Origin of the sequence: Paraburkholderia sp. SUR17 (assembly GCF_029536165.1) — a bacterium.
GTDB classification, from domain to species: domain Bacteria; phylum Pseudomonadota; class Gammaproteobacteria; order Burkholderiales; family Burkholderiaceae; genus Paraburkholderia; species Paraburkholderia kururiensis.
In genome coordinates, this window is record NZ_CP120508.1 from 1,622,637 (window position 1) to 1,637,792 (window position 15,156).

Sequence of the window (15,156 nt, forward strand, 5' to 3'; positions counted from 1 at the left end):
GCGATGACGCTACCCACTCCGCCCCATGCCTTCGAAGGCGACACGGCACTGCCGCCCATCGAGCAACTCCTGCCGCATCGGGGCACGATGCTGTTGCTCGACTCGGTGAGCGCATTCGGCGACGAATCGTTGACGGCGCATGCGAGCGTGCGCGGCGACGCCTGGTACGCCGACCGCGCGGGCGCCATGCCGGCGTGGATCGGCGTCGAGCTGATGGCGCAGGCCATTGCGGCGCATGTCGGTTTGCTCGCCATGCGTGCCGGCGAAAGCGTGAAGCCCGGCGTGCTGCTCGGCACGCGCCGCTATGAGGCGCGTATGCCCGCATTTCCGTGCGGTGCGCAGTTGCACATCACCATCAACGAAGTGCTGCGCAGCGAGGAAGGCCACGGCGCCTACGCGTGTACGATCGGCCACGAAGACGCCGTGTGCGCCGAGGCCATCGTCAAGGTCTATCAGCCGCGCAATTTCCAGACTTTTATCGAGGAGGCTTTCAAGCCATGAGCCGCCGTGTTCTCGTTACCGGCGCGAGCCGCGGCATCGGCCGCGCCATCGCCTACCAGCTTGCCGCGGACGGCTTCGCCGTCTCGGTGCATTGCCGCAGCGGTCGTCAGGAAGCCGAAGCAGTCGCGGCCGGCATCACGGCGCAAGGCGGCACGGCCACCGTGCTGCAGTTCGACGTGCGCGAGCGCGCCGCGTGCCGCACCGTGCTCGAAGCCGACGTCGAGGCGCATGGCGCGTACTACGGCATCGTCTGCTGTGCCGGTGTGACGCGCGACGCCGCGTTCCCCGCGCTTACCGACGAAGACTGGGACGTCGTGATCGAAACCGGTCTCGATGCGTTCTACAACGTCGTGCATCCGTTGACGATGCCGATGGTGCGCGCGCGCAAAGGCGGGCGCATCGTGACGGTGGCCTCGGTGTCGGGTGTGACCGGCAACCGCGGGCAGGTCAATTACAGCGCGGCGAAGGCGGGCTTGATCGGCGCGACGAAGGCGCTCGCGGTGGAACTCGCGTCGCGCAACATCACGGTCAACAGCGTGGCGCCGGGGCTCATCGACACCGGCATGCTCGACAGCGTGCCGCTCGACCAGGCGCTCAAGGCGGTGCCGATGAACCGCGTCGGGCAGCCGGCCGAAGTGGCGGCAGTGGTGGGCTTTCTGATGTCCGATGCGGCGTCGTACGTGACGCGCCAGGTGATCGGCGTGAATGGCGGGATGGTGTGATGAAGCGCGTCGTCATTACGGGAATGGGCGGTGTCACGGCGCTCGGCAACAAGTGGGACGAGATCGAAGCCGCGTTGAAACTCGGCCGCAACGCGGTGCGGCGCATCCCGGCGTGGGACTATTTCGAGTCGCTGCATACGCGGCTCGCCTGCCCGATTCCCGAACTGCCCGTGCCCGCGCACTATCCGCGCAAGAAGACGCGTTCGATGGGGCCCGTGTCGGTCTACGCCGTGCGCGCGAGCGAACTGGCGCTGGCCGATGCGGGGCTGCTCGACGATCCCTCGATCAAGGACGGCCGCATGGGCGTGGCCTACGGTTCGTCGTCCGGTTCCGTGGACCCGATTCGCGCGTTCGGCAAGATGCTCGACACGGGCTCGATGAGCGACGTCACGTCGAACAGCTACGTGCAGATGATGCCGCACACGACCGCCGTGAACGTGAGTCTCTTCTGGGACCTGAAGGGGCGCATCGTGCCCACCTCGTGCGCGTGCGCATCGGGCAGCCAGGCAATCGGCTACGCCTACGAGACGATCGCTTACGGCAAACAGACGCTGATGCTGGCGGGCGGCGCGGAGGAACTCTCGGGGCCCGCCGTGGCCGTGTTCGACACGCTCTACGCGACGAGCACGCGCAACGACGACCCGCAACTCACGCCGCGTCCGTTCGATGTGGCCCGCGACGGGCTCGTGGTGGGCGAGGGCGCCGCCACGCTCGTGCTCGAAGAGTACGAGCACGCCATGGCGCGCGGCGCGCGCATTCACGCCGAGGTGGTGGGCTTCGGCTGCAATTCGGACGGCGTGCATATCACGCAGCCCACGGCCGACACGATGGCCCTCGCGATGCAACTCGCGCTGCGCGACGCGAACCTGCCGGCGGATGCCATCGGCTACGTCAACGCGCACGGCACCTCGACCGACCGCGGCGATATCGCCGAAAGCCACGCCACGGCGCAGACCTTCGGCGAACACATGCCCATCAGCTCGCTCAAGAGCTATATCGGCCATACGCTGGGCGCGTGCGGCGCCATCGAAGCCTGGTGGACCATCGAGATGATGAAGCGCAACGGGTATGTGCCCACGCTGAACCTCGACAACGTGGACCCGGCGTGCGCGAGCCTCGACTACATCGTGAAGGCGCCGCGCACCATCGACACCGAATACGTGATGAGCAACAACTTTGCGTTCGGCGGCGTGAATACATCGCTCGTGTTCAGGCGCGCCGGATGAGCGAGCCGTCTCTCGTGACCTCGACCGGCATGCGACGGGTGGTCGTAACCGGCATGGGCATCGTGTCGTGCCTCGGCAATACGCTCGATGAGGTGTCCGCGCGGCTGCGCGCGGGCCGTGGCGGCATCGTGCGGGTCGAAGCCTGGCGCGAGCGCGGCTTCGCGAGTCAGGTTGCCGGTGTGGCGTCGGTGGCGCAGGAGCCGCCTTTCGAGCGCAAGCTCGAACGCTTCATGGGCGATACCGCGCGCTTCGCGTGCCACGCGGCGCGCAGCGCAATCGCCGATGCGGGCCTCGACGCGGCCGCGTTGCGCACGCCTGCGGCGGGCGCCGTGATCGGCTCGGGCGTGGGCGCCATGTCGGCCTACGACAGTGCGCTCGCCATCGGCGAGACGCGCGGGCTCGACCGCGTGCCGCCTTATACGGTGCCGCAGGCGATGAGCAGCACGACCTCGGCCAATGTCGCGCACGTGTTCGGTGTGGAGGGCGTGACGTACTCGCCTTCGTCGGCCTGTACGACGTCGGCGCTTGCCATCGGCCAGGCGATGCAGCTGATTCAGACCGGGCGCCAGGCACTCGTGCTCGCGGGCGGCAGCGAGGCGCTGCACGACAACATGACGCTGCTGTTCGACGCGATGGGCGCGCTTTCGCGCGGCTTCAACGCGACTCCGGAGCGGGCCTCGCGGCCCTACGATACCGGCCGCGACGGCTTCGTGATCGCGTCGGGCGCGGGCGTGCTGGTGCTCGAATCGCTCGAACATGCACTCGCGCGCGGCGCGCGCATCTACGCGGAGCTGACGGGCTTCGGCCATTGCACCGACGGCGCGGGCATGGTGACGCCCCACGCGAGCGGCATCGCACGTGCCATGCGCGCCGCGCTCGACGAGGCCGGCACGCGGCCCGACTACATCAACACGCACGCGCCCGCCACGCCGCGCGGGGACGTCGAGGAACTGGACGCGCTCGCCGCCGTATTCGGCGAATCGATTCCGCCGTTCTCGTCGACGAAGGGCCTGACGGGCCACCCGCCAGGCGCGTGTGGTGCGCACGAAGCCATTTACACGCTGCTGATGATGCGCGAGGGCTACATGGCGGGCACGGCGGGCATCGAATCGCTCGACGCGCGCGCGGCCGGCCTGCCGCTCGTGCGAGCGTCGCGCGACGCCGCCATCGATCATGCAATGTCCGTTTCGTTCGGGTTCGGCGGCAGTTGCGCGAGCCTGATGTTTAGCGCCTGGAAGTCGTGCCTGGAAGACGGCAGGACGCCACAGGCGATCTTGATCTCACGAGGAGAAAAATGAAGAAGAACTCCCTTACGCTACGCTCGGTGGCCGGTGTGGGTGCCGTGGCTGTTGTCACGCTTGTTACCCTCACGCAGGCCGGTTGCGCGACCCAGGTGAAGTCGCTGCCGCTCGCGCCCGTGTCCGCGGCTTCGTCGCAAGGCGCCGACGTGGCGCTGTATTTCGGCGCGCAGGCTCATCCGGCGGTGCAGCGCCAACTCGGCCGCGTCTCGTACTCGGTGCGCATCGCGCGCACCACCGACGGCCCCGAAGCATCATGTAACAAGGCGCTGGCACAAGCGCTGCAGAAAGTGCGGGCCGACGCGCGCGAGCACGGCGCCAACGCCGTCGTCAACGTGAAAACGCGTTTCCACTCCACGGAAACGGCGTCGGCCACGGACTACACCTGCGGCGTGAGCCCGAGCGCGGCGGCGATTGCAGTGGAGGGCGAGCGCGTCGTCCTCCAGGCCAACTGAACCCGGTGAGGATTGCGATGAAAAAGCCTTTGATGCTGGCCGCGCTGTGCGCGGCGCTCGCGACCTCGCACGCGTTCGCGCGCGACACGGTGTCGAGCTACCCCGTCGACGAAGCGCTGCGCAGCGAGCCCGGCAAGGTGACTGACGACGTCACGCTGTACTTCGCCGGCCAGAAGCATCCGGCTGTGCTGAAGTCGTTCGGTCAGTTCGCCACCAACAAGAAGACGAACGCCTTCAACAAGACCGACGAAGCGGCTTGCCAGCACGTGTTCCTGTCGGCCGTGATCGAGTTGCAGGACCGCGCGCGCAAGGAAGGCGGCAATGCGGTCATCAACATCAAGAGCAACTACCGGAACCAGTTGACGGAGAGCCCCACGCAGTTCACGTGCGGGGCGGGGGCGTTTATCGCGGGCGTTGCGCTGGTGGGCGATGTGGTGACGCTGAAGGGCGGGAAGTAGGCGGGGGTGGCGTCGGCGGCGGCCCGATTGGTGCGAGCGCCGCCGCTGTGCGCCTGGAGGCTCAGGACGCTTTGACGGCCGCCACGTTGACGAGCGTTTCACGCCGCTTGCCGGGCTTCGGATGATGAAGGCCGAGCCGCTCGAAGAGGCCGAAGTCGGCGGCGCGGCTCCACCACAGGTACGGTAGCGACACGTTCTGCGGCCCGAAGCGGAACCCTGCCTGCCGGATCATGTCGAGATAGCCGTCGGCACTTTTCTGGACCTGCATGGGGTGACGGAACAGCAGCCGGATCACCCACGACTTGATGTAGGCCTCGGTGGATTCGGCAAAGAGCAGCACGCCGCCCGGTTTCAGCACGCGATGGAATTCGGCGAGCGCGCGCTCCTGCTCGACGAGGTGATGGAAGGTTTGATGGCAGAACACGATGTCGGCGCTGGCCGATGCCTGCGGCAGATTCGCGCAATCGCCGCGCAGCAGTTCGATGTCGAGCGGCGCGGCGGCTTGAGCGCGACACGCCTCGCCCGATTGCTCCGCGAGCGCGACCGACTCGGCGTGATAATCGATGCCAACGATGCGCTGCGGACTAAACGCGTTGGCGAGCAGGCGGAACGACTTGCCCTGACCGCAGCCCACGTCGACAATGACCGGCGCTGCCGGCAGAGGCGTATCGATGAGCCGTTTGAGGTCGTTGATCGCCACACGTAGCACGTGGTGTTCCCACGTGTGGGTGCGCAGGAACCAGACACCGAATGCCGTCTCTGGCACGAAAGGCACACTGGATGTTTCGGACGGCGACATGGTTTATTCCCCGCGCATGTTGGGTGAGTAGAACGGCTGCGCGACATTGTAATGGCAAGCGCGACCCAGGCACGACCTGAGCACGATGAACACACGACGAAGAAACGAGAGGAAGCCGTGAGCACTATTTCATCCCATAGGAAGGCGGTAGACGTGGCGATCATTGGCGCCGGTCCTGCGGGCGCAGTTGCGGCTGCGTTGCTCAGAAAGGCCGGGCGTTCGGTGCTCGTGCTGGAACGTCAGCACTTTCCCCGCTTTTCGATTGGCGAGAGCCTGCTGCCGCAGAGCATGGCGTATCTGGAAGAAGCCGGCATGCTTCAGACGCTTGTGGAAGCCGGTTTCCAGTACAAGAACGGCGCGCATTTCGTGTGGCGCGACCAGTCGTCATCGTTCGATTTTCGCGACAAGCACACGCCCGGTTGGGGCACGACCTGGCAGGTGGAGCGCGCGCAGTTCGACGACCTGCTGATTCGCTGCGCCGCGCAGCAGGGCGCCGAGGTGCGCTTCGGCCACACGGTGCGTGCGATCGAAACGGGTAGCGCGCCGGTGCTTCAGGTCGCCGACGAAGACGGTCAGAGCTACGAAGTGCACGCGCGCTTCGTGTTCGACGCGAGCGGCTTCGGCCGCGTGCTGCCGCGCCTCTTGAACCTCGAGGCGCCCACGGGGCTGCCCACGCGCTCGGCCATCTTCAGCCACGTGCGCGATGGCTTGCCGCTCGACGCGACCGACCGCAACAAGATCTGCATCGCCACTCATCCCGAGCGGCGCGACGTCTGGTTCTGGATGATTCCGCTCGCGGGCGGTCGTTCCTCGGTGGGGTGCGTGGCGGATGCGGCGTTCCTGAACGTCGAGGCATCGGCACGCGAAGCCAGACTGCGCACGCTGATTCGCGAGGAGCCCACGCTTAACCGTCTCATCGGCGATGCGCCGTTCCTGATGCCGGTGAACCAGATCGGCGGTTATTCGGCGAACGTCGAGCGTCTGCATGGACCGGGCTACGCGCTGCTCGGCAATGCGGGCGAGTTTCTCGACCCCGTGTTCTCTTCGGGCGTCACCATTGCGCTGCGCTCCGCGCATCTCGCCGTGAAGGCGGTGGAGCGCCAGTTGAGCGGCGAGACAGTCGACTGGCATGGCGATTACGACGTGCCGCTGCGCAAGGGCATCGATACGTTTCGCGCGTTCGTCGAGCGCTGGTACACGGGCGAGTTGCAGGACATCATTTACTACCCGCAACAGACGCCCGGCATTCGCCGCATGATCAGCGCCGTGCTGGCGGGATATGCGTGGGACGAATCGAACCCTTATGTCGCGGACCCGGTGCGCCGGCTCGACGCGCTGCACGATGCGTGCACCGTGTTTCGGCCCGCGCAATGAGCACGGTCCTCTGCACGCGCGGGCCGCAAGCGTGATGAACCAGGTGAGCCAGAAAGTGCGATGCCGAATCTCGACATATTGCTGAAGATGTCGCTGTACGTGGCGCTCGTGCTCGTCATGCCGGGCCCCACGAACACGCTGTTGCTCTCGTCAGGGCTCAAGGTGGGACTGCGCGGGACGTGGCCGCTTCTGATCGCCGAGGCGCTCGGTTACTTCGTGGGCATTGCCGCGTGGGGATTCTTCCTGAGCGCGCTCGCCGTGGGCCGGCCGTGGCTGCCGGTGGCGGTCAAGCTAGTGAGCGCGGCCTATATCCTCTGGCTCGCGGTGAAGATGTGGGGGACGAGCCGCGCGTTGCACGACGTGCCGGGTGGCCCTGTCACGTTTCGCGATCTCTTCGTGACGACGCTGCTCAATCCAAAGGCGCTGCTGTTTGCGAGCACGCTGTTTCCGCTGGAAGCGTTTCAGTCGATCCGTTATTTCGTCATGACCATCGCCGCGTTTTGGATCGTGCTGATCCCGGTGGGCATCGGCTGGTCGAGCCTCGGCGGTCTGCTCATGGCGCGGCGCAGGTGGGCGCGGCACACGTCGACGCTGTTGCGCGGCGCCTCGGTCGTGCTGGTCGCGTTCTCGGGTTCGCTGCTGTATTCGGTGCTCAATCGATAGCGGGCACGACAGGACGTGCCCGCCATTCGCGCCGACGTTCAGGCTTCTTCGGCCCAGGCCATGTTCTCGCGCGCCATCAGCGCCGACGACGCAGCCGGCCCGTAGGTGCCCGCCGTGTAGTTGCGCGGCCGGTCGCCCAGTTCCTTCCAGCCGTTCAGGATCGGCTCCACCCACGCCCAAGCCGCCTCGAGTTCGTCGCGGCGCATGAAGTGGGTGAGACGCCCGCGGATCACGTCGATCAACAGCCTCTCGTAAGCCTCCGCGCGGCGCCCCGTGAAGGCCTGCTGGAGGTCGAGATTCAGATTGACGGGCAGCATGTGCAGGCCGCTGCCGGGCTCCTTCGCGAGCATCTGCAGCTGGATGGATTCCTCGGGCTGGAGCTGGATCACGAGACGATTGCCGTACTTACGCGGACCGCTCGGGATGATCGAGAACGGCAGGTCGGCGAAGTCGATCACGATCTCCGAGCGACGCTTCGGCATGCGCTTGCCCGTGCGCAGGAAGAACGGCACGTTGGCCCAGCGCCAGTTGTTGATCTGCGCGCGCAGTGCGACGAACGTTTCGGCGTGGCTGTCGGCCGGCACGTTGTCCTCTTCCAGATAGCCCTTCACCGGCTCGCCCGACACGGCGCCTGCCGTGTACTGGCCGCGCACGGTGTCGCGCGCGATTTCGGCCATGGTCATGGGGCGCAGCGAGCGCAGCACCTTCAGCTTCTCGTCACGCACGGCGTCGGGGTCGAGCGAGACGGGCGGCTCCATCGCGACGATACACAGCAACTGGAGCAGGTGGTTTTGCACCATGTCGCGCATGGCGCCCGTCTGGTCGTAGAAGCCCGCGCGGCTGCCCACGCCCACCGTTTCGGCCACCGTGATCTGCACGCTCTTGATGTAGGGCGCCTGCCAGAGCGGTCCGAAGATGGCGTTGCCGAAGCGCAGCACCATGAGGTTCTGCACCGTCTCCTTGCCGAGGTAGTGGTCGATCCGGTAGATCTGCTGCTCGGGAAAGTGCTGGCCCACCGAGGCATTGATCGCGCGCGCCGATTCGAGGTCGTGGCCGAGCGGCTTTTCCAGCACCACGCGTGCGTGGTCGTCCACAAGACCGCAGGCCGTGAGGTTGTCGCAGATGGTCGTGAAAAGCTCGGGCGAAGTCGCGAGATAGAACACGCGCTGCGCACTGCGGCGCGCGGCTGCGCACAGGCGGCTGTAGTCGCCCTGGGCGCCCACATCGATGCGCACGTAGTCGAAGAGCGCGAGGAATCTGTCCCACGCGAGCGCATCGAGCGCCTTGCTGTCGACGAACGGGCGCGAGTGTTCTTCCATGAAGGACAGATACTGCTCGCGCGTCCAGTCGCGGCGGCCGATGGCGATGATGCGCGTGTCGGCCGGCAGGTTGCCGTGCAGGTGGGCCATGTAGAGCGCCGGCAGCAGCTTGCGCGCGGACAGGTCTCCGGCGCCGCCGAAGATGATCATGTCGAGCGGGCGGTCTGACGCAGCGGTTGGGGCCTGAGTGGTCATGGTGCGTTTGGAGGTGGACGGTTAGGGGCCGGGTTGGGACGGGTCGAGCGGGTCGGCACCGGGCGAGATCGATCAGGATAGACCCGGACCGATCCGGACCGCGGGCGCCCGCATGCGGGCACGCGTCGGGCGTCTTTCCGCAGGTATCTGCGGTGCACGCTATGGTGCCCGTTTATCGGCGTTCGTGCAGGAGGGCGTTGCGCGGAAGAGATGCAGGCCGCACAGGCCGGCGCACGGCCGCCTGTGCGTAATCTTAGGGGATATTCAGGGGATATTCGGCAGCCGGCCGTCAGAACTGGTAGGTCACCGTCATGTCGAGCACCGTGCCGGTCGCGCGCTGCGTGATCGGGCTGTGGACGGCGTCTCCGACCAGCTGCTGGATCGCGGCGTCGCCGCTCGCGAGCCAGTGCTTGTTGATGATCCAGGTCGCGCTCACGCCGAAGCCGAACGACTTGACGCCCGCACCCGCACGGTAGGCGGGATGGCCCGAGCGGGCCGCTTCGTTCGGCGTCACGCCGAACCAGCTATTCATATAGCGCGAGTCGGCGAAGGTGACGCCGGGGCCCGCGAACCAGACGAACTTTCGGGAGCTGCCCGGCATCGGCATATAGGCGCCGAGGTCCGCGACCCAGCCGTTCGAGCCGCCGAAATAGCGCCTCACGTCCGCACGCAGCACGAGCGGGAACGACTTCGAGATCACGTACTCCCCGGCGAGTTTGACCGCCGGGGCCGGGTTGATGTTGTCCATGCCGCCGAGCCGGCTGGAGTCGTCGCGTGCGCGGCGGCCCAGGTCGTAGGCCGCGCCGAGCGAGACCCGCCAGTTCGGCCCGGACAGCACGTTCATGCCGATGCCTTCGCCGGTGGAGAGGAAGAACAGGTCACGGTAGCGGATGTCGATGCTGGGGCCGGCCACCATGTGATAGCGGTCCGAGCCGTCGTAAAGGGGCCGGAAGCTCGCAGCGGGACCGACGCGGATACGCCAGGTCGGCAGCGACGGCTGCATGAGTTTTTCGAGCGGAATGCCCGCCGTGTACTGCCATTCGGCGAGCGGCGACGGCGTCTGTGCCGAGGCGGGGGTGGCCACTGCTGCTGCGAGCGTGGCAATGACCGATGCCGCTGCGGCGGTCGTACGCTTATGCATGAATGAGCTCCTGTAGACGGCCCGTTGCGATTCCGGCGACCGGTCCCGCGCCGCGACACGCCACCGCCCGCCGGTGGCGCATGTCGCCGCCGAGGCCATGGCCTTGCAATGGGGCGCAATCACCCGGGTAAGCAAGAGCCGTTCCGAAGCGCCGTGATGGGACCGCGTCGCTGCCGTTTCGGCCTGGCCCCGGTTCGTGCGCGGCCTTGATGCACGGCGCGCGCAGCGGGTCCACTCAGTGCCGGCGCGGTTCGCGGGCCTGCGCTTTCGGGCACGACAACCTTATGTTACGGGACGTAACCGTGCGGGCTTTCGTGCGATCTTATGCAGCAGTTATTACAAAGCTGAAATACGCGAAAAGCGAGCCTGCGGTATAGTCCGCGCAACCATTAGGTCGTAAGCACATCAGCAAAAAGGGTGAATCATGAAGTTCGCGCGTGTTGTTGCATGGGTGGCAGGAGGACTGGCAATCGGTGTGTCCGGTGCGGCGATGGCCGGCGTGAGCGTGGGGGTGAACATCGGCATTCCGGCCCCCGTGTATGTCGCGCCGGCTCCCGTTTATGCGCCGCCGCCTCCGCCAGTTGTCTATCAGCCGGCGCCCATCTATCCCGCGCCCGTGTACCCGGCGCCGGCCATCGTGATTGGCTGGCACGGCGATCGCTATTGGGACGGCCGCCGCTATTGGAATCGCGACGAGTGGTACCGCTATCACCGCGGGTGGGACCGCGGCCGCCACGGCGGCTGGGATCATGACCATGGCGGCGGTCACGACGGATGGCGCCATTGAGGGCGACGGCTGGGCGCTTTTGTGGTCAATGGCGCCCGGAAGGCCGGTAGGTGCAAGGCATAAAAAAACCGCTCGGAAGAGCGGTTTTTTTATGAGGCGAGAAGAAGAGGTGAAGCCCGGATGTGAAGCCGGATGTGAAGCGCCAACATCAAACCGGTCGCTGAGCCTCGGGACAGTCAACGCCTGTTGTCACCGCTCATTCTTCCGTGGGCGCCATGCCGCCGACCACGGCATTGAAGCCGCTATCCACGTGGACGATTTCCGCGGTGATGCCCGAAGCCAGTTCGGAGAGCAGGAACGCCGCCGTGTTGCCGACCTGCTCGATCGTCACGTTGCGCTTGAGCGGCGCGTTGTGTTCCACGAAGTCGAGAATCTTGCCGAAGCTCTTGATGCCGCTCGCAGCGAGCGTCTTGATCGGGCCGGCGGAGATGCCGTTCACCCGCACGCCCTTGCCGCCGAGCGAAACCGCCATATAACGCACGCTCGCCTCGAGCGCGGCCTTTGCGAGGCCCATCGTGTTGTAGTTCGGGATGGCCCGCTCGGCGCCGAGGTACGACAGCGTGAGCAGTGACGCGTCCTGCGAGAGCAGCGGCAGCGCGGCCTTGGCGAGGGCGGGGAAGCTGTACGCCGAGATGTCGTGAGCGATGCGGAAGTTCTCGCGCGTCATACCTTCGAGGAAGTCGCCCGAGATTGCCTCGCGCGGCGCGAAGCCGATGGAGTGCACGAGCCCGTCGAGGCTGTCCCAGTGCTGCCCGAGCGAGACGAACAGCGCTTCGATCTGGGCGTCGTCGGCCACGTCGCACGGGAAGACGAGGTCACTGCCGAATTCCGCGGCGAATTCGGAGATGCGGTCCTTGAAGCGTTCGCCCACGTACGTGAAGGCGAGTTCGGCGCCTTCGCGCCGGCACGCCTGAGCAATGCCGTAGGCGATGGAGCGGTTCGACAGAAGACCCGTCAACAGGATGCGTTTGCCAGCCAGAAAGCCCATGAATTCTCCTAATGTGGGGCAGCGCGCCGCTGTCTATGGTGCGCGGCGTCGCGCAGGTTGGGTAGAATTCTCTCACACTGCAACCGCCAACTGGATAAACAAGCCCTTATGACAACTGGCTCGCCGACTGGCTCGCGACGGGGCGGGGCATCGCTCGAAAGAGGCCGTCATGCGGTCGTTATATATGTCCGGAGTGCTGCCCGTAGTGTCGCCCGTGGTGCCTGGCGGACGTGGCGCAACACAGGGCGTGCCGCAGTGGCGTTATCGGCTGCAACGGTGCTCGTTGCCTTCGCCGCGATGCAGCCGGCCTGGGGCGCCTATGCCATTGCACAGTATGGCGAACCGAAGTACCCGCCCGGGTTTAGCCATTTCGATTACGTGAACCCGGCGGCGCCCAAAGGCGGCACGCTCGTGCTCGCGAACCCCGACCGGCTCACGAGCTTCGACAAGTTCAACCCGTTCACGATGCGCGGCAACGCGGCGCCTGGTCTCGGGCTGCTGCTGGAGAGCCTGACCACGGGAAGCTCCGACGAAGTGGCATCGGCGTACGGGCTTCTTGCCGACGACATTCGGGTTGCGCCCGACGGCATGTCCGTCACGTTCCATATCAATCCGCACGCGCGTTTCTCGAACGGCGACCCGGTCACCGCTGAAGACGTCAAGTTCTCACTCGACATGCTCAAGAGCCGGCAGGCCGCGCCGCCCGTCGTTCTGTCGTATGCCGACATCACGCGCGCCGTGGTGGTCGACCCGTCCACCGTGCGCTTCGAGTTTCGCGCGCGCAACCGCGAACTGCCGTTGATGGCAGGCAGCATGCCGGTGTTCTCGCACAAATGGGGATTGCGGCCCGACGGTACGCGCATCCCGTTCGACCAGCTCGCGTTCGAAAAGCCCATCGGCAGCGGTCCGTATCTGATCGAGAGCTACTCGAACGCACGCACGATCACCTATCGCCGCGACCCGAACTACTGGGGTGCCAATCTGCCGGTGCGTGCCGGCATGTACAACTTCGAGCGCATCGTCTACAAGCTCTACGCCGACGACGTCGCCCGTCTCGAAGCATTCAAGGCCGGCGAATACGATGCGCTCGTCGAGTACGTCGCACGCAACTGGGTGCGACGCGACGTGGGCAAGCGCTTCGACAGCGGGGAGCTGCAAAAGCGCGAGTTCGAGCAGCACAACGGCGCCGGCATGCAGGGTTTCATCATGAACCTGCGCCGTCCGCTCTTTCAGGACGTGCGCGTGCGCGAGGCGCTCGATCTCGCGCTCGACTTCCAGTGGCTGAACCGGCAACTGTTCTACAGCCAGTACCGGCGCATCGATAGCTTCTTCGTGAATACGGACCTGCAGGCGAAAGGGTTGCCTTCGCCGGGCGAACTCGCGCTGCTCGATCCCTGGCGCTCGAAGCTCGATCCCGCGGTGTTCGGGCCGCCGCCCGTGCAGCCCGATACCGACCCGCCCGGGTCACTGCGCGCCAATCTGCTCAAGGCGCGCGCGCTGCTCGCGCAGGCCGGCTGGACCTATCGGGACGGGGCGCTGCGCGACGCGCAAGGCAAACCCTTCGAATTCGAAGTGCTCGACGACACGAGCGGGTCGGCGCGCTGGGAGCCCATCATGGCGCAGTATCAGCGCAGCCTTCAGAAGCTCGGCATCAAGGTCAGCTATCGCGCCGTGGACTTCGCGCTCTATCAGAAGCGCCTCGACGCGTTCGACTTCGACATGACGACGATCCGCTATCCCGACGTCCAGGTGCCGGGCACGGAGCAATTGGACCGCTTCGGCAGCAAGGCGGCGGACGAGGAGGGCTCGGGCAATCTGATCGGCCTGAAGTCGCCGGTGGTGGATGCGCTGTTGCGCGCCATCGTCGCGGCACAGACGCGCGAGGCGCTTGTCGACGCGGTGCATGCGCTCGACCGGGTGTTGATGCATGGCTATTATGTGGTGCCGCAGTGGTATAGCGCGGTGCATCGCGTGGCGTTCAAGAACACGCTCGCGCGGCCGCGTACGCTGCCGCTGTACTATTCCGCGAGCGACTGGATCATCTCGACGTGGTGGTTCAAGACACCGCCTGCGGCAGCGGCGAGCCACTAGCGCAGCGGTTTGCGCGAGAGTGGACCCGTCACGCGCCGCTCACACGCGCCGTCCCGTTCAAACATCCGGATTCCGCCTATGTCGAGCTATATCCTCAAGCGCCTGCTACTGATGATCCCGACGCTCCTCGGCGTACTGACGCTGACCTTCGTCGTGATCCAGTTCGTGCCGGGTGGGCCGGTGGAGCAGGCGCTGCATGATCTGCGCAAAGGCGCGGAGCAGGGCTTGCCGTTCGGCATGCGCGCCCACACGGGCGTGGACGCCCAGCAGATCGCTCAACTCAAGGCGCTGTACGGCTTCGACAAGCCGCCGCTCGAACGCTACTTCATGATGCTGGGCCGCTTCGCGCGCTTCGATCTGGGCGATAGCTATTTCCGGCATCAAAGCGTGTGGTCGTTGATCGTCTCGAAGCTGCCGGTGTCGATCAGCATCGGCCTGTGGACCTTCTTTCTCACCTACCTCATATCGGTGCCGCTCGGTATCGCGAAGGCCGTGCGCAACGGCTCGCGCTTCGATCTGGTCACGAGCCTTTTCGTACTCGTCGGCTACGCGATTCCGGGCTTCGTGCTGGGCGTGCTGCTGCTCGTGCTGTTCGGCGGCGGCTCGTTCTTGCAGCTCTTTCCGCTGCGCAATCTCGTCTCGGACAACTGGGATTCGCTGTCGCTCGGCGGCAAGATTCTGGACTATCTCTGGCACATCACGCTGCCCGTCGTTGCGTCGGTGGTGGGCAGCTTCGCCGTCGTCACGATGCTCACGAAGAACGCGTTCCTCGACGAAGTGCGCAAGCAGTACGTGCTGACCGCACGCGCGAAGGGCCTCTCCGAGCGCACGGTGTTGTGGAAGCACGTGTTTCGCAATGCCTTGCTGCCGCTCATCGTGGGCTTTCCGGCCGCGTTCATCGGCGCCTTCTTCACGGGCAGCCTGCTGATCGAGACGCTCTTTTCGCTCGACGGGCTCGGCCTGCTCTCCTACGAGTCCGTGATCCGGCGCGACTACCCCGTTGTGCTGGGCACGCTCTATCTGTTCACGCTGATCGGCCTGGTGACGAAACTGATCTCCGACCTCTGCTACGTGCTGGTCGACCCCCGCATTCAATTCGAGCATCTGGAGCACTGAGTTGAGCCGAGCCCGCGTTGGCC

General features: G+C 66.1%; 15 protein-coding genes. 11 read left to right on the top strand and 4 right to left on the bottom strand.

What is annotated here, in order from left to right:
* Positions 1-3: 3 nt before the first annotated feature.
* Genes P2869_RS07205 through P2869_RS07230 form a run of 6 tightly spaced genes read left to right on the top strand, consistent with a single transcriptional unit; the run spans position 4 to position 4,660 of the window.
* A complete protein-coding gene (locus P2869_RS07205; protein WP_277597880.1) occupies positions 4-501 on the top strand; it encodes a hotdog family protein in 498 nt (165 codons plus the stop codon).
* Positions 498-1,223, top strand: a complete 726-nt coding sequence (locus P2869_RS07210) for a 3-ketoacyl-ACP reductase FabG2 (protein WP_199541500.1) — start codon at positions 498-500, stop codon at positions 1,221-1,223. Before P2869_RS07205 ends, P2869_RS07210 begins: the two co-directional genes overlap by 4 nt.
* A complete protein-coding gene (locus P2869_RS07215) occupies positions 1,223-2,449 on the top strand; it encodes a beta-ketoacyl-ACP synthase (RefSeq protein ID WP_277597881.1) in 1,227 nt (408 codons plus the stop codon). The genes P2869_RS07210 and P2869_RS07215 overlap by 1 nt, the downstream gene beginning before the upstream one ends.
* On the top strand, positions 2,446-3,747 hold the full coding sequence (locus P2869_RS07220) for a beta-ketoacyl synthase N-terminal-like domain-containing protein (RefSeq protein WP_277597882.1): 1,302 nt from the start codon (positions 2,446-2,448) through the stop codon (positions 3,745-3,747). The genes P2869_RS07215 and P2869_RS07220 overlap by 4 nt, the downstream gene beginning before the upstream one ends.
* The gene (locus P2869_RS07225; RefSeq protein ID WP_017778083.1) at positions 3,744-4,202 is read left to right on the top strand and encodes a hypothetical protein; all 459 of its coding nucleotides are present in this window, start codon (positions 3,744-3,746) and stop codon (positions 4,200-4,202) included. The genes P2869_RS07220 and P2869_RS07225 overlap by 4 nt, the downstream gene beginning before the upstream one ends.
* Before the next feature lie 17 nt (positions 4,203-4,219).
* The gene (locus P2869_RS07230) at positions 4,220-4,660 is read left to right on the top strand and encodes an excinuclease ABC subunit A (protein WP_017778084.1); all 441 of its coding nucleotides are present in this window, start codon (positions 4,220-4,222) and stop codon (positions 4,658-4,660) included.
* Between the two features lie 61 nt (positions 4,661-4,721).
* On the opposite strand, the gene P2869_RS07235 is transcribed toward P2869_RS07230, so the two are convergent.
* Entirely contained in the window at positions 4,722-5,459 is a 738-nt protein-coding gene (locus P2869_RS07235; RefSeq protein WP_277597883.1) for a class I SAM-dependent methyltransferase, read from the bottom strand.
* 117 nt (positions 5,460-5,576) lie between these two features.
* Here P2869_RS07235 and P2869_RS07240 point away from each other — a divergent pair, with 117 nt between their 5' ends.
* The gene (locus tag P2869_RS07240; protein ID WP_026122107.1) at positions 5,577-6,833 is read left to right on the top strand and encodes an NAD(P)/FAD-dependent oxidoreductase; all 1,257 of its coding nucleotides are present in this window, start codon (positions 5,577-5,579) and stop codon (positions 6,831-6,833) included.
* 60 nt (positions 6,834-6,893) lie between these two features.
* The gene (locus P2869_RS07245) at positions 6,894-7,496 is read left to right on the top strand and encodes a LysE family translocator (RefSeq protein WP_277597884.1); all 603 of its coding nucleotides are present in this window, start codon (positions 6,894-6,896) and stop codon (positions 7,494-7,496) included.
* A gap of 38 nt (positions 7,497-7,534) precedes the next feature.
* On the opposite strand, the gene zwf is transcribed toward P2869_RS07245, so the two are convergent.
* A complete protein-coding gene (gene zwf / locus P2869_RS07250; RefSeq protein ID WP_199541506.1) occupies positions 7,535-9,010 on the bottom strand; it encodes a glucose-6-phosphate dehydrogenase in 1,476 nt (491 codons plus the stop codon).
* Positions 9,011-9,299: 289 nt separating this feature from the next.
* A complete protein-coding gene (locus tag P2869_RS07255) occupies positions 9,300-10,151 on the bottom strand; it encodes a MipA/OmpV family protein (RefSeq protein WP_199541507.1) in 852 nt (283 codons plus the stop codon).
* Between the two features lie 424 nt (positions 10,152-10,575).
* Between P2869_RS07255 and P2869_RS07260 the strand changes: the two genes are divergently transcribed.
* Positions 10,576-10,938, top strand: a complete 363-nt coding sequence (locus tag P2869_RS07260) for a hypothetical protein (protein ID WP_026122109.1) — start codon at positions 10,576-10,578, stop codon at positions 10,936-10,938.
* A 196-nt stretch (positions 10,939-11,134) separates the two neighbouring features.
* Here the strand turns inward: P2869_RS07260 and fabI are convergent, their stop codons facing one another.
* Positions 11,135-11,926 carry an enoyl-ACP reductase FabI gene (fabI, locus tag P2869_RS07265; RefSeq protein ID WP_126875680.1) on the bottom strand — a complete coding sequence of 264 codons (792 nt, stop codon included), beginning with the start codon at positions 11,924-11,926 and terminating at the stop codon, positions 11,135-11,137.
* A gap of 297 nt (positions 11,927-12,223) precedes the next feature.
* On the opposite strand from fabI, the gene P2869_RS07270 reads away from it, so the two are divergent.
* Together P2869_RS07270 and P2869_RS07275 are read left to right on the top strand one after the other, a co-directional pair.
* Positions 12,224-14,017 carry an extracellular solute-binding protein gene (locus tag P2869_RS07270; protein WP_277598069.1) on the top strand — a complete coding sequence of 598 codons (1,794 nt, stop codon included), beginning with the start codon at positions 12,224-12,226 and terminating at the stop codon, positions 14,015-14,017.
* A 78-nt stretch (positions 14,018-14,095) separates the two neighbouring features.
* On the top strand, positions 14,096-15,133 hold the full coding sequence (locus P2869_RS07275; RefSeq protein WP_017778093.1) for an ABC transporter permease subunit: 1,038 nt from the start codon (positions 14,096-14,098) through the stop codon (positions 15,131-15,133).
* Positions 15,134-15,156: the final 23 nt, after the last annotated feature.